The sequence below is a fragment of the Pseudomonas sp. MF08831 genome (assembly GCF_059862645.1).
Genome location: NZ_JCBCUX010000001.1, coordinates 488,873 through 511,981, shown reverse-complemented (window position 1 = coordinate 511,981; position 23,109 = coordinate 488,873). Strand labels below are relative to the sequence as shown.

Sequence of the window (23,109 nt, the reverse complement as noted above, 5' to 3'; positions counted from 1 at the left end):
GAACCGTGTGGCCGGTTCCAACACGGGCCTGTCGGCTGTGATCAGGCCAGAGGTGGGAATATTCCCCGATGCCAAATGGCAGGCAAAAAAAAGCCCCTCGATCGAGGGGCTTTCGTTGCGCGTGCGCGTCAGGCCAACAGCATCAGGTCATCTGAATGATGGTCTGCATGATGGTGCTCTGAGTGGAGATGGTCTTGGCGTTCGCCTGATAGTTGCTCTGGGCCTTGATCAGGTCCACCAGCTCGTTGGTCAGGTTGACGTTGGAGTTCTCCAGGGATTTGGACACGATCGAACCCAGGGTGCCGGCTTGCGGGGTGTCGTAACCCGGCTGACCCGACGCATAGGTTTCTTTCCAAGTGGTGCCGCCCGCCGGCTGCAGGCCTTGTTCGTTGTTGAAGCTGGCCAGGGAAAGCTGGCCGATGGCCTTGCTCTGCTGGTTGCTGAAGGTCGCGAACAACACGCCGTTACCGTCAATGTTCAGGCCGGTGATCTGGCCGGTGGCGTAGCCATCGGTGACCGGTGGGTTACGGTAGGTGGCCGAGTTGTACTGGGTGATGTTGCTCATGTTGATGGCAATCCCGCCAGGGTTGGCGTTCGCACCGTTTTTGGTCCACACGCCGTTGGTCACTGTGCCCGGCACCCAGCCGGTCAGCTGCAAGGTGGTGCTGGAAGTGGTGCCCGTAACAATCCCGGTGAGCTTGCCGGAACCGTCGAAGCTCAACGTCGAGGCGACCGGCGGCGTCGAGCCTGTGCCGGTAGGCGCCGAACCGTCAGGGTTACGGCCATCGATCAGGGTGTAGGATTTCCAGGTGTTGGAATCCGTTTTCACCAGGTATTGCACCATTGGGTGGGCGTTGCCCTGGGTGTCATACAAGGTGGTGTTGTATTGAGTGCTGAACGTGGTGGAGTCAGTTGGATCAAACGGCTTGGTGGTCTGATCAATCACCGGCGACGACGAGTTCAGGTTGCTGGTGGAGTCGACTTTGGTGGAAGCCTTGGGCGGCAGGTTCGACAGGTTCAATTGCAGGTCGGTCAGCGCGCCCTTGATGATATTGCCGTCGGCGTCCGCCGCGTAGCCTTGCAGGCGCGAGGTGCCGGTGTTGTTGGTGACGTAGCCGTCTTTATCCGAACGGAAGGCACCGCTGCGGGTGTATTCCAGCGAGCCGTCACTGCCCTTCTGAACGAAGAAGCCGCCGCCCTGGATCGCCATGTCCAGCAGACCGCCGGTATTGTTGACGTCGCCCTGGGTGAACTGCTGGGAAACGGCCGCCAGGTTCACACCACTGCCGACACTGTTCTGGCCGGTGCCCAGCTTGGACGCGGCGTAGATGTCCGAGAACTCGGCACGGGACGATTTGAAGCCCGTGGTCGCGACGTTGGCGATGTTGTTGCCGGTCACGTCCAGCTGTTTGTTGGCCGCATAGAGGCCGCTAAGGCCGATGTTAAAAGACATGTTTCTCTCCTTCTGCCGTATTTAGCCGGCTCTATGTACCGATAGTCTGAATTTGCGACAGCTTGACGCTGCCCATGCCGCCGGCAAGGTTGAGCAGCATTTCGCCGCCGGTCTTGCTCAACGTCACGCTGGTCACTGTTGCCGGCAGCGAGGTCAACAAGGCAACCGAGTCGCCCGTATCATTTTTGGTGCTGGCCGCGAAGGTATAAGTCCCGGCGGGGGCGACCTCGCCTTTGTCGTCCTTGCCATCCCAGATAAAGCTGGAATCACCGGCGCTTTGGGCGCCCATGTCGAGGGTGCGGACCACGTTGCCGTCTTTGTCGGTGATCTTCACGGAGACGTTGCCCGTCGCCGCGGTCACCGCCACCGAGCCGGTCATGCTCTTGCTGGTGTCAACCATGGCCTTATCGGTCTGGGTGATGATCGAACGCCCGACCAGCGACGATGCCTGCAGCGCTTGCGAGGAACTGAAGTTGCTGGAGATCGCATTTACCGAGTCGTTCAGGGTGTTGATGCCTTCCAGGCTGCTGAACTGAGCCAGCTGGGCCACAAACGCGCCGTTGTCCTGTGGCGACAGCGGGTTCTGGTTTTTCAGCTGGGTGACCAGCAGCTGCAGGAATGCATCTTTACCCAGCGCCTGGTTACCGGTGGCCGCGCTGGCCGCCGAAGCGAGGCCGCTGTTGTCTGTCGCGGTCTTGACCTTGGAGTTGAAAAGGTCCTGAACCGGCGTGTTGGGTGTCGTAGAAGTGGTATCAACAATGGCCATTATTTGGCGCCCCTTATCACTGACCCAGGGTCAGGACCTTCTGCATCATGGTTTTGGCGGTGTTCATCATTTCCGCGTTGGTTTGGAACGAGCGGCTGGCGGAAATCATGTCGGCCATTTCCTCGACCACGTTGACGTTGGGGTAGTACACGTAACCCTTTTCGTTCGCGGCGGGATGGTTGGGTTCGTAGCGGGCTTCCAGATTGCTTTGGTCTTCGACCACGCCAAGCACCTGCACGCCCTGGCCTGCGGCATCCTGGTTCTGGAACAGCGAGTCGCCGCTACCGCTTTGGCCACTCTGGCCGTCCTGAAACATGGTGGCGAACACCGGGTGACGGGCACGGTAGGTCTGGTCAATGCTCGAAGACACGGTCTCGGCGTTGGCGATGTTACTGGCGACGGTGTTCAGGCGCGTGGTCTGCGCGCTCATGCCACTGCCGGCAATATTGAAAACACTGGCTAAGGACATGGCTTACTCTCCACGCAGGGCTGACATCAGCCCTTTGAATTTGCTGTTGAGCAGGGTGAAGCTGGCCTGGAAGTTCACCGAGTTTTCGGCGTAGGCCGATTGCTCCAGCTGGGCGTCGACGGTGTTCTGGTCGATCGATGGCTGCATCGGCGTGCGATACAGCAACGACTCGTCACCATTGCTCAAGCCTTGCGCTTCGATATGACGGCTGTTGGTCATGTTCAAGGCGAAGGTGCCGTTCTTGGTCTTGTCCTGCTGTGCGGCGAGCACGGCAGAGAAGTCCAGGTCCCGAGCCTTGTAGTTCGGGGTGTCGGCGTTGGCAATGTTGTTGGCCAGGACTTCGGCACGCTGGGCGCGGAAGCCCAGGGCTTGTTCGTGGATACCGAGCGCTTTATCGAAGCTGATGCTCATGGCGGAAACCTTTAGGCTGACCTGCTTTTCGTAACAGGGTTATAGCAAGGCGCATGCCAATTCCATCGGGACCCGTAATTCAAGGGTTTGCGGGGAGTTTGCCGGTGGCAATGCCAGAAAAGCGGCAACGGCCTTCCGCGTGGCGCCAGTAAAGCGGCAATACCGGTTGCCGCTTTTATGCAGACTGCCGGTAGTGCCACGGCTGATTGAACGCCAGGCTCAGCAGGCAGCCCTTCAATACAGCGGCCTGAACACTGATCATTGCGTCGCCTGGGTTCGAACAGGATTCGGCGAAGCGCTTTGCGGCTGAACACCTGGTGACGGTCGCCGACGCCAGCGCTCAGGCAGTCATCGAGATGAAGCCTGCCGAATCGCGCGCATTAAAAAACGGGAGGCCTTTGGGGGCCTCCCGTTTTTTTATGCTCATGGGCCGATCACTTGGCCTGGTAAATGATACCGGGACTGCACTGCACCATCTGGTAATGGTCCGGCAACCCATTGAGCGCCTCGGACGCACCGAGGAACAGGTACCCACCACGCTTGAGCGTGCCGTGGATGCGCAACAGGATGTCTTTCTTCACTTCGGCCGAGAAATAGATCAGCACGTTGCGGCAGAACACCATGTCGAACTTGCCCAGGCTGGCGTAGCTGTCGAGCAGGTTGAACGAACGAAACTCTACCCGGCTCTTGATCGGTGCCTTGACCGCCCAGCGTCCCGCCCCTTTGGGGTCGAAGTAACGTTGCAGGCGCTCCTGAGACAAACCACGGCCCAAGGCCAGGCTGTCGTACTCACCGGTCTTGCAATTGGTGAGCATGGTGCCGGACAAGTCAGTGGCGACAATCTGCGCCCCGGCCTTCAACTGGCCCATGTTAGTGCGCTCGAACTCGTCGATGGACATCGAGATCGAGTACGGCTCCTGCCCCGAGGAGCAAGCGGCCGACCAGATACGCAAGCGCTGGCCCGGACTGGCCTTGATGGCCTCCGGCAGCACTTTGTTCTTGAGCACTTCGAAGGGGTAGGTGTCACGAAACCACAGGGTTTCGTTGGTGGTCATGGCATCCACCACCATTTCCTTGAGCCCACTGCGCGGCTGGCCCTGAATACGCTGGACCAACTCGCCCAGGGACTTGATGCCCTGCTGCTCCATCAGTTTGTTGAGACGGCTGGATACCAGGTACTGCTTGTTTTCACCGAGCAATATGCCACAGGCTTTTTCCAGGAAGATCCGGAACTGTTCGAAATCCAAATTACCCGTAGACAATGATACCGCCTCTTAAATCGTGTGACCGCCAGGGGAACTCCCCTTAGCCGTGATCTGCTGCCTTGATCCGGTCGACTACCCGGGATGCCAGGTCATCAGGACGGAATTTGGCCAGAAAGTCATCGGCACCGACCTTCTTGACCATCGCCTGATTGAATACGCCCGACAACGAAGTATGCAGGATGATATGCAGTTTTTGCATGCGTGGATCGTTGCGTATCTCGGCCGTGAGCGTGTAGCCATCCATTTCCGGCATCTCGATGTCGGAGATCATCATCAAAAATTCTTCTTCCGGCTTCTTGCCTTCGTCCACCAGCTTGCGCAGGTAATCCAGGGCCTGGCGACCGTCGTTGAGGGCCACCACTTCCACGCCGACGGTTTGCAGGCAACGGCTCACCTGTTTGCGCGCGACCGAGGAATCGTCCACGGTCAGCACGCGCAGCGAGATTGCCTTGTGCGCCGTTTCGGCGTCGACGACGCCCACCGAAATCGATTCGGATGTCGGTGCCACTTCTGCGAGGATCTTCTCCACGTCGATGATTTCCACCAACTGGTTATCGACCCGAGTCACCGCCGTCAGGTAGTGATCGCGCCCCGTGCCCTTGGGCGGCGGGTGGATTTCCTCCCAGTTCATGTTGACGATGCGTTCCACCGAGCGCACCAGGAAACCCTGGGTCTTGGTGTTGTATTCGGTAATGATCACGAACGGATTCTGGCGGTCCTGCAGCCCCGCAGAGCCGGTGGCCAAGGCCAGGTCAAGAATGGGGATGGTCGCACCACGAATGTTGGCCACGCCACACACCACCGGACTGGACTTGGGCATGATCGTCAGCTTGGGACACTGCAACACTTCCCGCACTTTAAACACGTTGATGCCGTACAGCTGCTTGCCGTCCAGGCGAAAAAGCAACAACTCCAGGCGATTCTGCCCTACCAGCTGTGTGCGCTGGTTTACTGAATCCATTACTCCTGCCATGCCCAGACTCCTACGCAAAAACCTTAGGGGTACGACGCGTACCCAACACTAAACGGCACGAGCTTTGCTATTTATTGATTTATGAACCTTAAAACGACAGTTTCCCGACGCATCCCACGCTACCGCAGAGTTGTCTGCGTCTGGCTGGCATTGCTTGCCTTGGGCGCAGGCACCACGGCCCGTGCAGATAATGTCACCTTGCCTGATCTCCTTATCGGCGTCACTCAAGGCTTTCTTGAATTCACTGTAGAAGATTATCTGACGACCACGCAGGCGCCGGGGCGTTATGAAATTCAGGTGAACCCGCTGGACCCGCGCCTGCGCATGCCCATGTGCGACAAGGAATTGACAGCCACGCTGGAAAGCCCCGCCCAGCCCATCGGCCGCGTGACGGTCAAAGTGCGCTGCGACGGTGCCTCGCCCTGGACCGTGTTCGTCCCGGCGCAGGTCAAACTGTTTCGTGATGTAGTGGTTGTCACACGTCCGCTCAAACGGACGGGCATCATCGGGTTTGAAGACGTTGCGCTGCGTGAACGGGATATCAGCTCGATCAATCAGGGTTATCTCACCTCGGTGGACCAGGCCGTCGGGCAAAAACTTACCCGACCAATGGTCACCGACCAAGTGATTACGCTGGTGCATCTGGAACAGGCTGAGGTGATTCGCAAGGGCGACCAGGTGGTGATTTCCGCCAGCAGCGGCGGGCTGACGGTAAAGATGCCGGGCGAGGCGCTGTCCAATGGCGGCATGAGCGAACAGATTCGGGTCAAAAACCTCAATTCCAATCGCGTGATCAAGGCACAGGTGATGGCGCCAGGCCAAGTCGAGGTCGCTTTATAGATCACTGGTATCAAGCGCCAGCTTTTCCTACACTGTGCGTTGGATGTCGACCTGTACAGGTTTATTGTCAATCGAGCCTAAAGTTTGTCCGGGTATGGCCGAAAACATGGCAAGCGTCCAAATACCCAGAGGTTTTTTTATCATGGTCATCGATTTCAGTCGTTTGAATAACACCCCGGCATTGCCCGGCAATACGCGCACCAGCGGTGCCAAGGACAGCGTAGAAGCCAAGGCCCAGCCAGCGCCCGCCAAGACCGAACAGGCCGGCGCCAGCCAGAGCGGGGAATCGGTTCACCTGAGCAATGAGGCTCAACAGTTGCAAAAGGTCACTGACTCGCTGCGCGACCAGCCGGTTGTCAATAAAGCCCGTGTGGCCGAGTTGAAACAGGCCATCGCCGATGGCAGCTATAAAGTCGACAGCAACCGTGTAGCCAGCAAGCTGCTCAACTTCGAAGCCGAGCGCTAGGCGAAGGCCTGCGCAGGGCTTTTGGACGCTTAAAACCCAAGGCCAGCCATGCACCACGACGAACATTTGCTTCAACTGATCATTGATGATCTGGCGCCGACGCAACATCTGCTCGAGCTGCTAAAGGAAGAATCCCTGGCCCTGTACGGCCGGGACATGCGCTTGCTGGAAGAAATCCTGGCGCGCAAGCAGTCGCTGATTGTGCTGCTTGAACAGCATGGCAAAAAGCGCAGCGAAATTCTTGTCAGCCTGGGCCTCCCGGCTGATCACGACGGCCTCGCACAACTGGCCAGCCACTCTTCGGTGGGCGATCAGTTGCTGGCGCAGAGCACCGCACTTAATCAATTGCTTGCCCAGTGCCAGGAAGCCAACCTGCTCAACGGTCAGTCGATCCAGCTGCAGCAAGCGACGACTGCCAACCAGTTGCGCATACTTCACGGCGGAGAACCCCCGGCGCTGTACAACGCCCAGGGTTCCACCTCGCGCCTGGTGAAGCCAAGCACCCGCAGCCAAGCCTGACAGTGGTTTACAGCGCGCCCTATCCAAGGCGCGCTACATGCTGGCAAAATGCCGGTTCTTGCGTGTAGTCGTATTTTGTCTGGAGATGGAAGAACCGTGTTCAACGCCCTTAATGCGGAAGATGCTCCGCAGCCACCCAAGGTGCTCGCCACGCCTCTGGAAATCGCCAGCACATTGCGGATGCTGCAAGAAAGCCATGATCCACTGATCATTACATTCCATGAACGCAGCCAGCGCTTTCAGAGCTACCTGGTGGACGTTGACCGGGACAGCAAGACGCTGATCCTGGACGAAATGATTCCGCGTGACGGTGAACGCTACCTCGAGAAGGGCGAACCTTTCCGCATCGAAGGCTTCCACGATGGCGTACGCGTCGCCTGGGAAAGCAACGGCACACTGACCATCAGTGAAAAAGACGGCCACCGCATCTACACCGGCAGCATGCCCGACGAGGTGGTCTACCACCAACGCCGCAATGCCTTTCGCGCGGCGTTGAAGCTGGCACAACTGGTCAGCATCGAACTGGGCGGCGAGAAGCTCAAGGCGCCGATCAGCGGCAAGCTCCTGGACATTTCCGCCACCGGCTGCAAATTGCGCTTTGAAGGCGACATTTCCGAGCGCCTGCAACTGGGCCAGGTCTATGACCGTTTTATTGCCGCCCTGCCCTTTGGCAGCATGACCACCTCTGTCGAGCTGCGTTACCTGCACTTCGAAGACAAGATCAACACCACCTTCGCCGGTGTGCGCTTTCACAACATGAGCGGGCTGGTGCAGCGCCAGGTGGAGCGGTTTGTGTATCAGCTGCAGCGCGAGGCGCGACGCTTTGACAAGGACGACGATCTCTAAGCGTTAACGATCGGGGCAAAAAAACGGGCAGATCCTGATGGGATCTGCCCGTTTTTGCATTCAGGGGCGCGCCCTGCTCAAATCGTGAGGGTGTTCCTCCGGCCCCAGAGGTTCCGGCGGGCCTTCGAAGGCTGGCTCGTCTGCGGTCGGCTGTGGATCAGCGTCAGGTTCAGGATCGGGCACGGTAGTCTGCATTTGCTCCTGCACCACCGCCTCATCTACCCGGGGATCCAGGCATGCCACCAGCGGCGAGCTGGACATGCTGTCAGGCATCGCCACGTGGTGCAGCGGCGCATCGTCCACTTGGTGCAGGTTGGTCACCGCCTTCGGCCGGATACGCCACACCAGAATCAACGCACACAGGCTGAAAAACGCATACAACATATGGCTGCCGAAGAGCTTCATGACCACGCCCGCCAGCAACGGTCCGACACTGGCGCCGATGCCGTAGGTGACCAGCAACATCGCGGTCAACGACACCCGCCGATCGCCCTCGACGTGGTCATTGGAGAACGCCACCGCCAACGGATAAAGGCAGAACTGCACCAGGGAACACAAGAACCCGGCCACGAACAGCACTTCCAGAGGCACCTTGGTCAGCAGCGCCAGCGGCAACGCCGCCACTGCCAGGCACAAGGCAAAACACCGAATCAGCAAGGCGCGGTCATAACGGTCCGACAGCCAGCCCAAAGGCCACTGCACCACCAGCCCGGCGAAAATGCAGCTACCCATGAACAGACCCACTTGCTCGGTAGTCAGGCCTTGCTGCGAAGCATAGAGCGGCGCCAGACCATAGAACGAACCGACGATCAGCCCCGCGCCCAGCACGGTACTAAGTGACTGAGGCACGCGCTTTATAAAGAAGCGCGGCTCCATTGGCGCAGGATGCAAAGGCGCCGGGTGAATGCGCCGGGTCATGGCGACCGGCACCAGGCACAGGGCGAAGCACAGCGCGACCAACATCAGCAGCTCGAGGCCGAGTTCCGGGTGCATCACCAGGATCAGTTGACCCAGCACCAGCCCAAGGTAGGAGGCAATCATATAACCGCTGAACACCACGCCACGCTGCTTGGCGTCCGCCTGCTCATTGAGCCAGCTCTCGATGACCATGTACTGGCACATCATCCCCAGGCCCACGATCATCCGCAGTACGATCCAGGCGGGCAGCCAGTTGATCAGGCCATGGCCCAAAACGGCCGCCCCGACAATCCCGGCGCAGGTGGCATAGGCGCGAATGTGCCCGACGCGAGCGATCAGGCGGTGCCCGATCTTGCCGCCCAGCACCAGGCCAAAGTAGTTAGCCGCCATCAGCGCACCCACCCACAGGCTGTCGACGTGGTCGGCTGCCAGGCGCAAGGCAAGGTAGGTGCTGAGCAGGCCGGACCCGATCAACATCATCAAGGAGGCGAAATAAAGGGCTCGAAAAGATTTCCAGATCTGGCGCATCGGCGTTCCGAGCGGCTCCTTGCAGTGAGAGTCAGGGCTATCGGCATGATAGTCCGGGGTTGCCGGGTCCGGACAGGCGATATCGGCTGTATCCGGGGAATATTTTGCATATGGCTCAGACGCTGCCTGGCCGTGTGCAAGGTACACAGTTTGCGATAAATACACCGCGCACCTGCTGTGAACCCTCAACGGCGGCAAGGTTCGACCGGTGTTCACCAAGCGCGCACAAAAAAGCCCCGCCAGAGCGCTCTGGGCGGGGCTTTTTCACAGGTGCTGAATCTGGTGTCCCAGGGCCGGTTCGAACGGCCAACCTTCCCCTTAGGAGGGGGATGCTCTATCCAATTGAGCTACTGGGACAAATGACAGCCACCGGACCAGGGGCGCGGCGACGGACGGCGTGCATGTTAACGGCCGAGGTAGGTTTTGTCATGTCGTCCGTTGGCTTTTTGCGCGTAGGCCTGTCCTTGTTCTGCAGAGCGCCGTCTGAGCCCGTAAAACCGGGGGATCCGTCTCCGTCGTGCAAAATGCACTCCCCCAAAATGCCAGCATTGCAAATTGCAACCTTACGGGCCATTAAAGTAGACTTAAGGCACTGATTTTATTGAAATAATAGTTTGGCACGAGACCTGCAATACTTCTCCTACAAAACCTAATCGGCCACGGCGTTAAGCGGAGAACATGACCATGAACAGTGCCCTTCTGTTAGCCCTCAACACCGTAGCCCTCGCTGCACTGGTGACCTTCCATTTTCAATCGACTGGCAGCAATGATCCTGCACATATCAGCCAGGCGGTGCCGCACCACTTGCAACAACGCCCACAATTGGCGGTGATGACGCCCAATGCACAATCGCCGGTCCACCTGACCCAGGGCAGTCAGGCCGCGCCAGCATCTGAACACTGGGTTTTCTGAGGGATCGTGAATGACTAAATCTGCCTGGCTGTTTTTGTGCCTGACCGTTGCAACCGGCATCGCAGGCCTTGGCGCCGATGCTCAAGATGCGCAAACCATTGCTTTTGTTGCTGCCGGTGTATGTGCAAGCCTGCTGCTGCTGACGCTCATCGTGGGCCGCAGAATCAAATTCGACCCCGTCTTGCGCTGATCCTTCCCTCCTGCTTATCCCCCTACCTTATGTCGCCTCGTGCTAGTAAATCGGCAAATTGCCACTAGTCTTAAACACGAGGGCAAAAGGCCATATTGCTATAGGATGTGCGGCCTCAAACCCCGTCGCGGCCTGGACTTGCGAGAAGTTCCTTTGCGGAATTACTCATTGAAAAGTTTTCAAACCAGTCCGCAAAAATGCAAATGAGTGCTGGCATAAAGCCTTTAGGCAGTTCAATATTTGTCACAGAATTGACGCCAAGGAACTGTCAAATCTGAGGCATGATGCGGCCTCTTTGTAATTCGGGTTGAACTTTGGTCGTGAGCCTTGTCTTAACACTCATCTTGCGGCCAATTCCAAAAACCGCTCCCCTGAACTAACCGGTTAAATATATGCGCCCATTGAAACAGGCAATTTATTCCAGCCGTACGGCTGACAAGTTCGTCGTACGTCTGCCAGACGGAATGCGGGAACGCATTGCCGAGGTGGCTCGCAATCATCACCGCAGCATGAACTCCGAAATCATCGCGCGCCTGGAACAGAGCCTTATTCAGGAAGGTGCGCTGGGCGAAGAGTTGAGCATGCGCCTGGACAGCCCCGAGCTGTCACTGCACGAACGCGAACTGCTGCAGCGTTTTCGTCAGCTCTCCCACCGCCAGCAAAATGCTCTCGTCTCGCTTATTGCGCACGACGTCGAGGCGGCCGCAGAAGCCAATTGATCTGCAGTTGAAAGCCGAAGCCAGCCATGTGCTGGCTTTTTTTTGCCTGCGATTTGATCAAGGAGTGTCGAGAACAGACAGCAAAGCGGGAGCAGAGGTGCTCCCGCCGAGGGGGATCAGAGCAGAAAGATCGTCGCCAGGCCCAGGAAGATGAAGAAGCCGCCGCTGTCGGTCATGGCAGTGATCATCACACTGGCACCCATCGCCGGATCACGCCCAAGGCGCGCCAGGGTCATGGGGATTAACACCCCCATCAACGCCGCCAGTAGCAGGTTGAGGGTCATCGCGGCGGTCATCACAACGCCAAGCGACCAACTGCCATACAGCAAGTAAGCCACCACGCCGATCACGCCACCCCACACCAGGCCATTAATCAGGCCCACGGCCAACTCTTTGCGCAACAGTCGCGAGGAATTGGCCGTACTCACTTGGTCCAATGCCATCGCACGCACAATCATCGTGATCGTCTGGTTACCGGAGTTGCCGCCGATACCCGCCACAATCGGCATCAGCGCCGCCAAGGCCACCAGCTTCTCGATCGAACCTTCGAACAGCCCGATCACGCGCGAGGCGATGAAGGCTGTGATCAGGTTGATCGCCAGCCAGGCCCAACGGTTATGCAGAGAGCGCCAGACCGACGCAAAAATGTCTTCCTCTTCACGCAAACCGGCCATGTTGAGGACTTCGGTTTCACTCTCTTCACGAATCAGGTCGACCATTTCGTCGATGGTCAAACGGCCAATCAGCTTGCCGTTCTTGTCGACCACCGGCGCCGAGATCAAGTCGTAACGCTCAAACGCCTGCGCCGCCTCGTAGGCATCCTCATCCGGGTGAAAGCTCACGGTATCGCTGGCCATCAAATCCGCAACTTTCTTGTCCGGATCATTTACCAGCAGACGCTTGATTGGCAGCACGCCCTTGAGGATGCCTTCGTAGTCGACCACAAACAATTTGTCGGTGTGACCGGGCAACTCTTTCAGGCGACGCAGATAACGCAGCACTACTTCCAGGCTGACGTCTTCGCGGATGGTGACCATCTCGAAGTCCATCAACGCGCCGACCTGGTCCTCGTCGTAGGACAGCGCGGAGCGCACTCGCTCACGCTGCTGGCTGTCGAGCGCTTCCATCAGCTCATGGACAACATCACGGGGCAGCTCAGGGGCCAGGTCGGCCAGTTCGTCGGCGTCCATCTCCTTGGCTGCAGCCAGGAGCTCATGATCGTCCATGTCGGCGATCAGGGTTTCACGGACCGAGTCGGATACCTCAAGGAGAATATCGCCGTCGCGGTCGGCCTTGACCAACTGCCAGAGGGTCAGTCGATCATCCAGCGGCAAGGCTTCGAGGATATAAGCAACGTCGGCGGAGTGCAGGTCATCGAGCTTGCGTTGCAGCTCGACGAGGTTCTGCCGGTGCACCAGGTTTTCGACGCGGTCGTGATGCGGACCTTCCTGGCGGTGCGTGAGGTCTTCGACCACGCGCTGGCGCTGCAGCAGCTCAATAACTTGAGCCAGGCGATCCTGCAGGCTGTCTTGTGTTTTCTTTACTTCTACTTCGGTCATAGGCGAACTCCACTCCCAGCAGCGGGGCACGCCGGAAGGATCAATCAGTCAATTCATGATTGGTAAAACGGGGTACTAAGTAACTACTGGGTAAGTCCATGGAGGTATTCCACAAGCCCCGGCGGGGCTGACGGGCGCAATGATACACCGTGCGTCCGGTTTAAACGTTAAAAAACTGGAAAGAACAAGCGCTTGCGAGCCAAAGCTGAGCATTGGCTGCATCTATGAACTGCGACGACACGGCGAATAAGGAAAACACATGGCACAGGAGAAAAAGATAAAATCCCACACAAACCCCAGACGGCAAAAAGCCCGCACTAGGCGGGCTTTTTGTTTGTATGGTGCACTCGACAGGATTCGAACCTGTGACCGCTCGGTTCGTAGCCGAGTACTCTATCCAGCTGAGCTACGAGTGCAAATTGTGTTTTTAGACCAGATCACAACTGGTTGAAGCCGAGTCACCTGCATTGCTGCAATTGACTCTTAAATGGTGCACTCGACAGGATTCGAACCTGTGACCGCTCGGTTCGTAGCCGAGTACTCTATCCAGCTGAGCTACGAGTGCATTTGTTGCCGCGCATTATAGGCCGTTCAATCTCTATGTAAAGCTATTTTTTCGAGTAATTTCAACAACTTACCGAAAAAACCAGATTGCAACGTACTAAGCAAATAATGGCGGAGAACGGGGGATTCGAACCCCCGACACCCTTTTGAGGTGTACTCCCTTAGCAGGGGAGCGCCTTCGGCCACTCGGCCAGCTCTCCGCAACACGGGGCGTATATTAACCACGTTCATCCCCGTTTGCAAACATAAAAAACGATAAAAATTAAAGGCTTGGTTCTTCGTCCTTCTCTTTCTTGATCCGCAGGTAAATTTCCTCGCGGTGGACCGCTACCTCTTTCGGAGCGTTAACCCCGATACGTACTTGATTGCCTTTGACGCCGAGCACGGTCACGGTGATTTCGCCATCACCGATAATCAGGCTTTCTGCGCACCGACGAGTCAGAATCAGCATACCTTTCTCCTCACGCATTTCAGTTCAGGAACAACAGTCTGCAAAAAAAAGGCGTTCGACCTACGACGTGAAAGCCGCAGCCCTAACGGCCTAAGTATTGTCGAGCACACGCAAAAGACCATGCGCCCCACAAAAAAATGAAAGGCGCGGTAAACCGCGCCTTCCTGGCATCGCATCACTCGCCCTGTCGGGCCGGAGCGTCCAGCTCAAAAGCGGTATGCAGCGCGCGTACAGCCAGTTCCAGGTACTTCTCTTCGATCACCACCGAGACTTTGATTTCCGAGGTGGAGATCATCTGGATGTTGATGCTTTCCTTGGCCAGCGCCTCAAACATGCGGCTGGCAACGCCGGCATGAGAACGCATGCCTACGCCCACGATCGACACTTTGGCAATCTTGGTATCGCCGACTACTTCACGGGCGCCAATCTCGCTCGCCGTGTTCTGCAGGATCCGCTCCGCCGCATCGTACTCGTTACGGTGCACGGTGAAGGTGAAATCGGTGGTGTTATCGTGCGAAACGTTTTGCACGATCATGTCGACTTCAATGTTCGCGCCACTGATAGGACCGAGGATCTTGAAGGCCACGCCCGGAGTATCCGGCACGCCACGGATCGTCAGCTTGGCCTCATCGCGGTTGAAAGCGATGCCGGAAATGATCGGCTGTTCCATGGATTCCTCTTCATCAATAGTAATGAGGGTGCCCGGACCCTCTTTGAAGCTGTGCAATACGCGCAGCGGAACGTTGTACTTGCCTGCGAACTCCACCGCGCGGATCTGCAGCACCTTGGAACCGAGACTGGCCATTTCCAGCATCTCTTCAAAGGTGATCTTGTCCAGACGCTGGGCCACGGACACCACACGCGGGTCGGTGGTGTAGACGCCGTCCACATCGGTATAGATCTGGCATTCGTCAGCCTTGAGGGCCGCCGCCAGCGCCACGCCGGTGGTGTCTGAACCGCCACGCCCCAGGGTCGTGATATTGCCCTGCTCGTCCACACCCTGGAAACCGGCTACAACTACCACGCGCCCGGCTTTCAGATCTGTGCGGATTTTCTGATCATCAATCTGCAGGATGCGCGCCTTGGTATGTGCACTGTCGGTCAGGATGCGCACCTGGCTGCCAGTGTAGGACACCGCCGGTACACCACGCTTGTTCAGCGCCATGGCCAACAGGGCAATAGTGACCTGTTCACCGGTGGACACGATCACATCCAGCTCACGCGGCAGCGGCTGTTGATCACCGCTGATCGCCTTGGCCAGATCGATCAGGCGATTGGTCTCGCCGCTCATGGCCGACAGCACCACCACCAGGTCGTCGCCGGCGTCGCGGAATTTCTTAACCTTGTCGGCGACCTGCTCGATTCTTTCGACAGAACCGACCGAGGTGCCTCCGAATTTCTGTACGATCAAAGCCATTTCTAAGCCGCCTCAGCCCGTAAAGGGGCGCCCAATAAACAAATCTTCCAGCAACTGAACAAGCCCATGACTAGACCATGGGCTCATTAACAGCGCCTTAAATACCGGCCTCGACAAACGGCACAGTCAGGGCCAGGGCCGCGTCCAGGGCACCGGCGTCTACACCACCGCCTTGCGCCATGTCCGGACGACCGCCGCCCTTCCCGCCCACTGCCGCAGCGGCTTGCTTCATCAAATCACCAGCCTTGAGTTGGCCAGTCAGGTCTTTGGTTACACCGGCAACCAGAACGACCTTATCCTCATGGACACTGCCGAGCAGGATCACTGCGCGGCCGAGCTTGTTCTTCAACTGATCGACCAAGGCCAACAGCGCCTTGCCGTCCTGACCATCCAGGCGCACGGCCAGGACCTTCACGCCCTTGACGTCCAGGGCAGAGGCCGACAGATCGTCGCCCGCTGCGCTGGCGGCCTTGGCCTGCAACTGCTCCAGCTGTTTTTCCAGCTGGCGGTTGCGCTCCAGTACCCCAGAGAGCTTGTCGATCAGGTTGTCGCGGCTGCCCTTGACCAGGCTGGCCGCTTCCTTGAGTTGTTCTTCGGCCGCATTGAGGTAGGCCAGGGCCGCAGCACCGGTGACCGCTTCGATACGACGTACACCCGAGGCCACACCGCCCTCGCTGATGATTTTCAGCAAACCGATGTCGCCGGTACGGTTGGCGTGGATACCGCCACACAGCTCCACCGAGAAGCTGCCGCCCATGCTCAGTACGCGTACTTCGTCGCCGTACTTCTCGCCAAACAGCGCCATGGCGCCTTTGTTTTTGGCGGTTTCGATGTCGGTTTCTTCGGTTTCCACCGGGGTATTCTTGCGAATTTCGGCGTTGACAATGTCTTCCAGCGCCTTGATCTGCTCAGGCTTGATCGCTTCAAAGTGGCTGAAGTCGAAACGCAGGCGCTGGCTATCAACCAACGAACCCTTCTGCTGCACGTGCTCACCCAGCACCTGACGCAAAGCGGCGTGCAGCAAGTGAGTGGCGGAGTGGTTCAAAGCAGTTGCATGCCGCACGTCGGCATCCACCTGAGTGTCTACCGGCGCGCCGACGGTCAAGTTGCCCAACACCAACACGCCGTGGTGCAGGAATGCGCCGCCGGTCTTGGTGGTGTCGCGCACCTCAAAACGACCGGACGTCGAGCTCAGGTAGCCGCAATCGCCCACCTGGCCACCGGATTCGGCGTAGAACGGCGTCTGGTCCAGGACCACAACAGCCTCTTCGCCTTCATTGAGCACGTCGACCGATTTGCCGTCTTTATAAATGGCCACGATCTTCGCCGCGCCAACGGTCGCCTTGTAGCCGATGAACTCGGTAGGCACATCAACCTTGACCAGCGTGTTGTAGTCCAGACCAAAGGAGCTGGCAGAGCGAGCGCGCACGCGCTGGGCTTCCATCTCACGCTCAAAACCCACTTCATCGACGGTCAGCTCGCGCTCGCGGGCGATGTCGGCAGTCAGGTCCATAGGGAAACCGTAGGTGTCGTACAGCTTGAACACCACGTCGCCCGGCACCACGGTGCCTTTGAGCTCGGCCAGGTCCTGCTCCAGAATCTTCAAGCCGTGTTCCAGGGTCTTGGAGAACTGCTCTTCTTCAGCCTTGAGCACGCGCTCGATGTTGGACTGCTGCTGCTTGAGTTCCGGGAAGGCATCGCCCATCTCGGCCACCAGCGCGGCAACGATTTTGTAGAAGAAGCTGCCGCTGGCACCCAACTTGTTACCGTGACGGCAGGCGCGACGGATGATCCGGCGCAGCACGTAGCCGCGGCCTTCGTTCGATGGCAGTACGCCGTCGGCGATCAGGAAGCTGCAGGAGCGGATGTGGTCAGACACCACCTTGAGCGAAGACTGACCTTCGTTGGCGCAGCCGATGGCGGCGGCCGATGCGCTTAGCAGGTTGGTGAACAGGTCGATTTCATAGTTGGAGTGAACGTGCTGCATCACCGCACTGATCCGCTCCAGGCCCATGCCGGTGTCGACCGACGGGGCTGGCAGCGGATGCAACACGCCATCGGCGGTGCGGTTGAACTGCATGAACACGTTGTTCCAGATCTCGATGTAACGGTCACCGTCTTCTTCCGGCGAGCCCGGTGGGCCGCCCCAGATGTCGGCGCCGTGATCGTAGAAAATCTCGGTGCACGGGCCGCATGGGCCGGTATCGCCCATGGTCCAGAAGTTATCGGAGGCGTAAGGCGCGCCCTTGTTGTCGCCGATGCGAATCATGCGCTCGACCGGCACGCCGACTTCTTTGGTCCAGATGTCATACGCTTCGTCGTCCGTGGCGTAGACGGTGACCCAGAGTTTTTCCTTTGGCAGCTTCAACACGCCGGTCAGGAAGGTCCAGGCGAAAGTAATCGCATCTTTCTTGAAATAGTCGCCGAAGCTGAAGTTACCCAGCATCTCGAAAAAGGTGTGGTGACGGGCGGTGTAACCGACGTTTTCCAGGTCGCTGTTCTTGCCGCCGGCGCGCACGCACTTCTGGCTGCTGGTCGCGCGGGTGTAGGCGCGCTTTTCCTGGCCCAGGAAGCAGTCCTTGAACTGGTTCATCCCCGCGTTAGTGAACAGCAGGGTGGGGTCATTGCCTGGGATCAAGGAGCTGGAGGCTACACGGGTGTGGCCTTGCTCTTCGAAGAAGCGAAGGAAGGCTTCACGGATTTCTGCGCTTTTCATTAGGTTCTTCCACGGAGTCTGCGGCCAAAGGCCAGTGCGCAACATCATCAGACGGAGCGACGGCAAAGGGCCGCATTATATCGGCCCTTTGCCGGTGGTACAGCGTGTTTATGTGATAGAAACAGTCAATTAGACGGTCTGCACCGTCATTTGCGTGAAAACTCGGCAAATGTCTGCACGACTTGCTCGATCTGTGCCCGGCTGACATCCAGGTGAGTGACCATGCGCAGACGCGGCGCGGCGCTCAACTTGATGCCGCGCTCGGCAGCAAAGGCTTTCAACGGGTCGGCGCGTTCACCGATCTGTACATAGACCATGTTGGTCTGCACCGGCTCCACCGCATAACCGATCTTGCGCAGTTCATCGCCCAGCCACTGGGCGTTGGCGTGGTCATCGGCCAGGCGCTGCACCTGATGATCCAGGGCATACAGCCCGGCCGCCGCCAGCGAGCCGGCCTGGCGCATACCGCCGCCGACCATTTTGCGCAGACGACGCGCCTTGGCGATCAACGCGCGCGAGCCGCACAACACCGAGCCAATCGGTGCACCAAGGCCCTTGGACAGGCACACTGAAACCGAGTCGAAGTGCTGAGCAATTTCCCGCGCGTCCACCCCAAGCTTGACCGCGGCGTTGTAGATCCGCGCGCCATCCAGGTGCAGCGACAGCCCATGCTCACGGGTAAACGCCCGCGCTTTCGCCAGGTAGTCCAGCGCCAGTACCTTGCCTTGCATGGTGTTTTCCAGCGCCAGCAGGCGGGTGCGGGCAAAGTGGAAGTCATCCGGTTTGATCGCCGCCAGCACATGGTCCAGGTCCAGCGAGCCGTCCGCCTGCACCTCCAGCGGCTGCGGCTGGATCGATCCGAGTACCGCCGCGCCACCGCCTTCGTATTTGTAGGTGTGGGCCTGTTGGCCGACGATGTATTCCTCGCCACGCTCACAGTGAGCCATCAACGCCAGCAGGTTGCTCATGGTGCCGGTGGGCACGAACAGCGCAGCTTCGAACCCCAGACGCTTGGCCATCTCGGCCTCCAGCAGATTGACGCTGGGGTCTTCGCCGTAGACGTCATCACCACTGACGGCGCTGGCCATCGCGTCGAGCATGCCGGGGCTGGGTTGGGTCACGGTGTCGCTACGCAGGTCGATCACAGACATGAAACAGGCCTCTAACGGGGTAATGTGATGTGCTCTTGTGGGTGATTACTGCGGGCAAAGCCACGGAATATCAAGCCCCAATTGGCTTCAATCGAATACCAACCAAACAAACCGATATAGGTTATCAATACGGCGCTCGTGCAGTTTTTGAAAAACCATGTTAAAAACTCTCCGCCGCCAGGGTTCTGGTGGCAACGTTCTCAGGGCGGGGTGTAATTCCCCACCGGCGGTAATTGCACGCAATGTGCATAGCCCGCGAGCGCTTGGCGCCTCGAACTGCTCACGCAGGACGGCGACAAGGTCAGCAGACCCGGTGTGATCCCGGGGCCGACGGTCATAGTCCGGATGAAGAGAGAACGGGATTGGCACCTAAGGGCCGCGCGCTGGGTTCATGCTTGCATGAGGCAGTGGTTCGTACCCTTAAATCCCATTCGATTCATAACGCCCTGTTTTTTTCTTAAACAGGAGTCAGAACATGCAACCCACCGCAATCGACAGCAAACTCAAGAACCATCACGGCGAGCGCGTCGCGTTTATCCAGGCCTGCTGGCACAAGGATATTGTCGACCAATCGCGTAAAGGCTTCCTCGCCGAAATGATCGCCCAGGGCTACCAGGAATCGGACATCGATTTCTTCGAAGTCGGCGGCGCCTTTGAACTGCCCCTGCACGCCAAGCTGCTGGCCAAGACCGGCCGCTATGCCGGCATCGTCGCAGCCGCACTGGTGGTGGACGGCGGCATCTACCGTCACGAATTCGTCGCCCAATCGGTGGTCAGTGGCCTGATGCAAGTGCAGCTGGAAACCGAAGTGCCGGTGTTCTCGGTGTCCCTGACGCCGCATCACTTCCACGCGGGCAGCGAACACCACACCTTCTTCTACGAGCACTTCGTCCACAAGGGCCAGGAAGCCGCGCGCACCTGCGCCGACACCTTGCACAAAGTGCGTGCAATCCGTCGCAGCGAGCAGAAACTGGCGGTGTAAGTCGCCCCCGAAAACGCCCCGCCCACCCTGGTGAGCGGGGCGTTTTTCGTTCAAGCATCTACCACCGCGCCATGATGTATCTGCGGTCTGGTGAGCCACACGCCGGGCAACCGCCCGCCTTCTCACCTGACCGAGAGCCATCACGCCATGCACCGCCCTCTTTTTGTACCCGACACCCCCAGCGCCATTCACACCGTGCACGGGGGAAACCTGACGCCCACCGACGCAGAAAAAACCGCCAACCTGGACGGTGCCCCAGCGCGTGCGCAGGTCTATCGGGACACGGTCGTTCGGGTCGAACGACTCAGGCAGCAGACCCGCCAGGATAAAGCGCCGCGCAGAGATACCTTGAGGTTTGCATTCACCGCCGATCAACGCGAGCTCTGGCTCAGCGCGGCGGGCGATCACCTGCACCTGTACGTCGGCACGGCGCTCTATCAGATAACGCCGTCTTCGCCAACGCAAATCATCGAGCTAGTCACCGGCCATGGCGCCGACTGCATCCATGTCGATGACAGCCTCCAGAACCCCGTCAGCATTGATGCAGGTGCTGGCGACGACTACCTGCGCGTCGGCGGCCGTCACTCAACGATCCTGTCCGGCGAGGGCGATGACACGCTACGGATCAGCGCCGAGGACTGCACCGTCGACAGCGGCCCCGGTAATGACAGCACGCAAGTCATCGGCGCCGGCACCGCCCGTATCTACGCGGGTGACGGCGCCGACAGCATTCACGGCGGCGCCGGGCTCAACTTTATCGATGGCGGCCCGGGCGACGACGTGATTGTCGGTGGCAGCGGCCATCACCTACTCAGCGGCGGCGACGGCAATGACACCATCAAGGCCGGCAGCGGCACTAACGTTATCTATCCGGGTAACGGCCATGACCATGTCAGCAAACTCAAGACGACAGACCGGGTTTATGGCCTGCCCGGCGACACCCTGGTCGCCATGACCAACGACGAACGCTACGCGTGGTTGCTTGAAAAACTCGCCAGCCTGCCAACCCCATCGCTCGACCAGGTGATGGCGGTGCTGTTCCCCACCGACCTCGACACAGTCCACCCACCGCTCATGGCGTCCGACGAGGCCGGTAAAACGGGTCTGTCGATTGGGGGAAACAGGCAGTTTGTTATGCGCGTCGAATCCGATCTCAGCGTGCTGCGCGTATCACCCAATGGGCAAAAACTGCTCCACGCACTGGATATGGCGGCACAACGCAGTGGGCAACCCGTCAGCATTGAACCGGGTGACGAAAACAATGCCAGGTTCACGCCCTCCACCGACGCCGACACGTTGATGATCCGCGACGGCCAGCCCGGCACGCCGGCCTACGGCGGGCTGATCGAGTACAACCCCTTTTTCAGCCCACCGGGCTCGCTGCCGATCATCGGGCTCTATCACGAGCTGTGTCACGCCTATAACGCCGTTACCGGTACCGTGGCGCCCGGCACCACCAATGAAAATCACGGAGGCAAAAGCGTTGCGATCAAAAACGTTGAGCGGCAAGCCGTGGGCCTGCCCATTGATCTGGCGCCTTTTGACTTCGATCTGAACCCCGACACCCCGCCCACGCGGACCAACCCCGAGGCCTTTACGGAAAATGCGCTGCGCAAGGAATTCGGGTTGCCGACTCGCGACGCGTACCTGGCGAAGCCTTGAGGGAACTAGACCAGCGCCGCGTCGGTGGTGGGCACAATCAGAATCCCGGCCCGCAAACCATTCTTCACTTTCGGGTTCGGGAAGATAATGCGTGCGCCCTCCTCCTCGATTACCCAGCGGGTCTTGGCAACGTCTTCGGCCAGCAGGTAGCCCTTGGCCAACGGCGAGAAGTTTTCCACGTCCGCCGGCAAGTGCAGCAGGAAGGCATCACTGTGCTTGATCACTTCACGCGATACCGCAAACAGTTGCAGGCCGTCCAGGCTGTCAGTGGCCGGCTCGCTGCCTTCGATGATCTGCGTCAGGCGCGTCTCCAGGCGGGAAACATCCACGCCCTGGTTCTGGCCGAACGGTCGCGCCTTGCCCAGTTCCAGGGTGAAAGCCTCGGCGTTCAGTTGCTCATAGGTGAACGCGGTGAAGGTGATCGACGTCTTGTTCTGCAACAGCACCGCTTGCATGCCGGCAGCACACAGGCGCGCCAGCTCGTGACGTGAATGCTGGCGACCTTCCTTCCACGGGTACAGCGCGAATTGCTCGATCTTCGAGCCGCGAATGGCCGTGTGCAGGTCGTAATGCAGGCGCGAGCGTTCAGGCAGGCTGAAGAACGTGCGGGCCAACTGCTCAAGCTCAGCGGCGCGCATGGCCTCAGGGCCAATGTTTTGTTCGTGGCGGCCATTGAACAGCCGGTTGACGTCCAGCTCGAGGTAACGCTCGCCGCGGCGCATGGCCTCGGGGTTACCGAACAGGAACAGAATGCGGGTGCGGGGTTTGATTTCCCCACGGGCAATGCCATGCAACAGGCGGTCGAGCAATTCGATCGGCGCGGTTTCGTTGCCATGGATGCCGGACGACAGCAGCAGGTCGCTGCCGTTGTCCAGCGCTTGCGGCGGGCGCACTTCGAGCGCGCCCTCGCTGAGCCAGCGCATCTGCACGCCGTCGACAGTCAGTTGAATTTTTTGCGCCGGTTCGCGACCGGCGAGGGTCAGTTCAAGCAATTTGCCGAGGGCGAGCATAAGCAGCTTCCTTAGTGGTTGCAGCCAGGGCCGTGAACGTGATCGTCGTCATCACCTTCAACGTCGGCCGGTTCCATTTCCAGTTGCAGGCTCATCAGGTTGGTGGCCAGTGGACGCATCAGCAGGTTGGCGTACTCAGCGTCGCCTTCTTCCACGTCCACACCAATCAGCAACTGGCCACGGCCGTCGTGCTGGATCCAGATTTCCTTGCCCTGCCAGACCACGGCGACGCGGGTGCAGGAGGTTTCCAGCTGGGTGCCGTCGGTGTCTTCAAGAATCAGTTTCAGGGTGTCGGTGGTCATAAAAAGTTCTCAGCCATAGG

The 23,109-nt window shown here is 58.9% G+C and carries 23 protein-coding genes, 4 tRNA genes and 1 riboswitch; of the genes, 9 read left to right on the top strand and 18 right to left on the bottom strand.

The window, feature by feature from the left end; all coding sequences use genetic code 11:
* Positions 1-142 precede the first annotated feature (142 nt).
* The 6 genes from flgE to AC19YS_RS02405 form a co-directional block, all read right to left on the bottom strand.
* Positions 143-1,453 carry a flagellar hook protein FlgE gene (gene flgE, locus AC19YS_RS02430; RefSeq protein ID WP_106576136.1) on the bottom strand — a complete coding sequence of 437 codons (1,311 nt, stop codon included), beginning with the start codon at positions 1,451-1,453 and terminating at the stop codon, positions 143-145.
* A gap of 31 nt (positions 1,454-1,484) precedes the next feature.
* Entirely contained in the window at positions 1,485-2,219 is a 735-nt protein-coding gene (flgD, locus tag AC19YS_RS02425) for a flagellar hook assembly protein FlgD (protein ID WP_106576135.1), read from the bottom strand.
* A gap of 16 nt (positions 2,220-2,235) precedes the next feature.
* Positions 2,236-2,688 (bottom strand): flagellar basal body rod protein FlgC, encoded by a 453-nt coding sequence (gene flgC / locus AC19YS_RS02420; RefSeq protein ID WP_106576134.1) that lies wholly within the window; start codon positions 2,686-2,688, stop codon positions 2,236-2,238.
* Between the two features lie 3 nt (positions 2,689-2,691).
* A complete protein-coding gene (gene flgB / locus AC19YS_RS02415) occupies positions 2,692-3,099 on the bottom strand; it encodes a flagellar basal body rod protein FlgB (RefSeq protein ID WP_010208346.1) in 408 nt (135 codons plus the stop codon).
* A 434-nt stretch (positions 3,100-3,533) separates the two neighbouring features.
* Positions 3,534-4,361 (bottom strand): protein-glutamate O-methyltransferase CheR, encoded by an 828-nt coding sequence (cheR, locus tag AC19YS_RS02410; protein ID WP_200622880.1) that lies wholly within the window; start codon positions 4,359-4,361, stop codon positions 3,534-3,536.
* Positions 4,362-4,404: 43 nt separating this feature from the next.
* Positions 4,405-5,337 carry a chemotaxis protein CheV gene (locus AC19YS_RS02405; RefSeq protein ID WP_106576132.1) on the bottom strand — a complete coding sequence of 311 codons (933 nt, stop codon included), beginning with the start codon at positions 5,335-5,337 and terminating at the stop codon, positions 4,405-4,407.
* Between the two features lie 81 nt (positions 5,338-5,418).
* Here AC19YS_RS02405 and flgA point away from each other — a divergent pair, with 81 nt between their 5' ends.
* The 4 genes from flgA (at position 5,419) to AC19YS_RS02385 (ending at position 8,008) form a co-directional block, all read left to right on the top strand.
* Positions 5,419-6,177 (top strand): flagellar basal body P-ring formation chaperone FlgA, encoded by a 759-nt coding sequence (flgA, locus tag AC19YS_RS02400; protein WP_500600807.1) that lies wholly within the window; start codon positions 5,419-5,421, stop codon positions 6,175-6,177.
* A 142-nt stretch (positions 6,178-6,319) separates the two neighbouring features.
* Positions 6,320-6,643 (top strand): flagellar biosynthesis anti-sigma factor FlgM, encoded by a 324-nt coding sequence (gene flgM, locus AC19YS_RS02395; RefSeq protein WP_106576130.1) that lies wholly within the window; start codon positions 6,320-6,322, stop codon positions 6,641-6,643.
* Between the two features lie 48 nt (positions 6,644-6,691).
* Complete coding sequence (locus AC19YS_RS02390; protein WP_106576129.1) at positions 6,692-7,162, top strand: flagella synthesis protein FlgN; 471 nt, start codon at positions 6,692-6,694, stop codon at positions 7,160-7,162.
* Between the two features lie 96 nt (positions 7,163-7,258).
* Complete coding sequence (locus AC19YS_RS02385) at positions 7,259-8,008, top strand: flagellar brake protein (RefSeq protein ID WP_500600806.1); 750 nt, start codon at positions 7,259-7,261, stop codon at positions 8,006-8,008.
* Positions 8,009-8,068: 60 nt separating this feature from the next.
* On the opposite strand, the gene AC19YS_RS02380 is transcribed toward AC19YS_RS02385, so the two are convergent.
* Together AC19YS_RS02380 and AC19YS_RS02375 are read right to left on the bottom strand one after the other, a co-directional pair.
* The gene (locus AC19YS_RS02380) at positions 8,069-9,454 is read right to left on the bottom strand and encodes an MFS transporter (protein WP_500600804.1); all 1,386 of its coding nucleotides are present in this window, start codon (positions 9,452-9,454) and stop codon (positions 8,069-8,071) included.
* Positions 9,455-9,734: 280 nt separating this feature from the next.
* Positions 9,735-9,811 (bottom strand) — tRNA-Arg (locus AC19YS_RS02375).
* Between the two features lie 327 nt (positions 9,812-10,138).
* Here AC19YS_RS02375 and AC19YS_RS02370 point away from each other — a divergent pair.
* From AC19YS_RS02370 to AC19YS_RS02360, 3 genes are all read left to right on the top strand, one after another.
* Complete coding sequence (locus AC19YS_RS02370; protein WP_500600802.1) at positions 10,139-10,366, top strand: hypothetical protein; 228 nt, start codon at positions 10,139-10,141, stop codon at positions 10,364-10,366.
* Positions 10,367-10,376: 10 nt separating this feature from the next.
* Positions 10,377-10,556, top strand: a complete 180-nt coding sequence (locus tag AC19YS_RS02365; RefSeq protein ID WP_500600801.1) for a PA3371 family protein — start codon at positions 10,377-10,379, stop codon at positions 10,554-10,556.
* A gap of 392 nt (positions 10,557-10,948) precedes the next feature.
* Positions 10,949-11,275: an Arc family DNA-binding protein gene (locus tag AC19YS_RS02360; RefSeq protein WP_003193592.1), complete on the top strand. Its 327-nt coding sequence runs from the start codon at positions 10,949-10,951 to the stop codon at positions 11,273-11,275.
* Positions 11,276-11,391: 116 nt separating this feature from the next.
* Here the strand turns inward: AC19YS_RS02360 and mgtE are convergent, their stop codons facing one another.
* The 8 genes from mgtE to ltaE form a co-directional block, all read right to left on the bottom strand.
* Positions 11,392-12,834, bottom strand: coding sequence for a magnesium transporter (gene mgtE, locus AC19YS_RS02355; RefSeq protein ID WP_053257609.1), 1,443 nt, complete (start codon positions 12,832-12,834; stop codon positions 11,392-11,394).
* 339 nt (positions 12,835-13,173) lie between these two features.
* Positions 13,174-13,250, bottom strand: a tRNA-Arg gene (locus tag AC19YS_RS02350).
* Positions 13,251-13,322: 72 nt separating this feature from the next.
* A tRNA-Arg gene (locus tag AC19YS_RS02345) sits at positions 13,323-13,399 on the bottom strand.
* 108 nt (positions 13,400-13,507) lie between these two features.
* Positions 13,508-13,598, bottom strand: a tRNA-Ser gene (locus tag AC19YS_RS02340).
* A 62-nt stretch (positions 13,599-13,660) separates the two neighbouring features.
* Positions 13,661-13,849 carry a carbon storage regulator CsrA gene (gene csrA, locus AC19YS_RS02335; RefSeq protein WP_003175645.1) on the bottom strand — a complete coding sequence of 63 codons (189 nt, stop codon included), beginning with the start codon at positions 13,847-13,849 and terminating at the stop codon, positions 13,661-13,663.
* A 175-nt stretch (positions 13,850-14,024) separates the two neighbouring features.
* Positions 14,025-15,266 carry an aspartate kinase gene (locus AC19YS_RS02330; protein ID WP_056861669.1) on the bottom strand — a complete coding sequence of 414 codons (1,242 nt, stop codon included), beginning with the start codon at positions 15,264-15,266 and terminating at the stop codon, positions 14,025-14,027.
* Between the two features lie 97 nt (positions 15,267-15,363).
* Positions 15,364-17,982 carry an alanine--tRNA ligase gene (gene alaS / locus AC19YS_RS02325; RefSeq protein WP_500600800.1) on the bottom strand — a complete coding sequence of 873 codons (2,619 nt, stop codon included), beginning with the start codon at positions 17,980-17,982 and terminating at the stop codon, positions 15,364-15,366.
* 146 nt (positions 17,983-18,128) lie between these two features.
* Positions 18,129-19,133 carry a low-specificity L-threonine aldolase gene (gene ltaE, locus AC19YS_RS02320; protein ID WP_500600798.1) on the bottom strand — a complete coding sequence of 335 codons (1,005 nt, stop codon included), beginning with the start codon at positions 19,131-19,133 and terminating at the stop codon, positions 18,129-18,131.
* A gap of 192 nt (positions 19,134-19,325) precedes the next feature.
* Positions 19,326-19,495, top strand: a riboswitch (FMN riboswitch).
* Positions 19,496-19,608: 113 nt separating this feature from the next.
* Here ltaE and AC19YS_RS02315 point away from each other — a divergent pair.
* Positions 19,609-20,115, top strand: coding sequence for a 6,7-dimethyl-8-ribityllumazine synthase (locus AC19YS_RS02315; protein WP_119741967.1), 507 nt, complete (start codon positions 19,609-19,611; stop codon positions 20,113-20,115).
* Positions 20,116-20,262: 147 nt separating this feature from the next.
* Positions 20,263-21,777, top strand: a complete 1,515-nt coding sequence (locus tag AC19YS_RS02310; RefSeq protein WP_500600796.1) for a M91 family zinc metallopeptidase — start codon at positions 20,263-20,265, stop codon at positions 21,775-21,777.
* A 5-nt stretch (positions 21,778-21,782) separates the two neighbouring features.
* On the opposite strand, the gene astE is transcribed toward AC19YS_RS02310, so the two are convergent.
* Positions 21,783-22,787 carry a succinylglutamate desuccinylase gene (gene astE / locus AC19YS_RS02305; protein WP_106576120.1) on the bottom strand — a complete coding sequence of 335 codons (1,005 nt, stop codon included), beginning with the start codon at positions 22,785-22,787 and terminating at the stop codon, positions 21,783-21,785.
* Between the two features lie 11 nt (positions 22,788-22,798).
* Complete coding sequence (locus AC19YS_RS02300) at positions 22,799-23,089, bottom strand: hypothetical protein (protein ID WP_003214319.1); 291 nt, start codon at positions 23,087-23,089, stop codon at positions 22,799-22,801.
* Positions 23,090-23,109 lie beyond the last annotated feature (20 nt).

Bases quoted from the DNA above. Each gene is read 5' to 3' on its own strand.
- flgE (WP_106576136.1), bottom strand. From the start codon at position 1,453: ATGTCTTTTAACATCGGCCTTAGCGGCCTCTATGCGGCCAACAAACAG.
- flgD (WP_106576135.1), bottom strand. From the start codon at position 2,219: ATGGCCATTGTTGATACCACTTCTACGACACCCAACACGCCGGTTCAG.
- flgC (WP_106576134.1), bottom strand. From the start codon at position 2,688: ATGTCCTTAGCCAGTGTTTTCAATATTGCCGGCAGTGGCATGAGCGCG.
- flgB (WP_010208346.1), bottom strand. From the start codon at position 3,099: ATGAGCATCAGCTTCGATAAAGCGCTCGGTATCCACGAACAAGCCCTG.
- AC19YS_RS02405 (WP_106576132.1), bottom strand. From the start codon at position 5,337: ATGGCAGGAGTAATGGATTCAGTAAACCAGCGCACACAGCTGGTAGGG.
- flgA (WP_500600807.1), top strand. From the start codon at position 5,419: ATGAACCTTAAAACGACAGTTTCCCGACGCATCCCACGCTACCGCAGA.
- flgM (WP_106576130.1), top strand. From the start codon at position 6,320: ATGGTCATCGATTTCAGTCGTTTGAATAACACCCCGGCATTGCCCGGC.
- AC19YS_RS02390 (WP_106576129.1), top strand. From the start codon at position 6,692: ATGCACCACGACGAACATTTGCTTCAACTGATCATTGATGATCTGGCG.
- AC19YS_RS02380 (WP_500600804.1), bottom strand. From the start codon at position 9,454: ATGCGCCAGATCTGGAAATCTTTTCGAGCCCTTTATTTCGCCTCCTTG.
- AC19YS_RS02370 (WP_500600802.1), top strand. From the start codon at position 10,139: ATGAACAGTGCCCTTCTGTTAGCCCTCAACACCGTAGCCCTCGCTGCA.
- AC19YS_RS02365 (WP_500600801.1), top strand. From the start codon at position 10,377: ATGACTAAATCTGCCTGGCTGTTTTTGTGCCTGACCGTTGCAACCGGC.
- AC19YS_RS02360 (WP_003193592.1), top strand. From the start codon at position 10,949: ATGCGCCCATTGAAACAGGCAATTTATTCCAGCCGTACGGCTGACAAG.
- mgtE (WP_053257609.1), bottom strand. From the start codon at position 12,834: ATGACCGAAGTAGAAGTAAAGAAAACACAAGACAGCCTGCAGGATCGC.
- csrA (WP_003175645.1), bottom strand. From the start codon at position 13,849: ATGCTGATTCTGACTCGTCGGTGCGCAGAAAGCCTGATTATCGGTGAT.
- AC19YS_RS02330 (WP_056861669.1), bottom strand. From the start codon at position 15,266: ATGGCTTTGATCGTACAGAAATTCGGAGGCACCTCGGTCGGTTCTGTC.
- alaS (WP_500600800.1), bottom strand. From the start codon at position 17,982: ATGAAAAGCGCAGAAATCCGTGAAGCCTTCCTTCGCTTCTTCGAAGAG.
- ltaE (WP_500600798.1), bottom strand. From the start codon at position 19,133: ATGTCTGTGATCGACCTGCGTAGCGACACCGTGACCCAACCCAGCCCC.
- AC19YS_RS02315 (WP_119741967.1), top strand. From the start codon at position 19,609: ATGCAACCCACCGCAATCGACAGCAAACTCAAGAACCATCACGGCGAG.
- AC19YS_RS02310 (WP_500600796.1), top strand. From the start codon at position 20,263: ATGCACCGCCCTCTTTTTGTACCCGACACCCCCAGCGCCATTCACACC.
- astE (WP_106576120.1), bottom strand. From the start codon at position 22,787: ATGCTCGCCCTCGGCAAATTGCTTGAACTGACCCTCGCCGGTCGCGAA.
- AC19YS_RS02300 (WP_003214319.1), bottom strand. From the start codon at position 23,089: ATGACCACCGACACCCTGAAACTGATTCTTGAAGACACCGACGGCACC.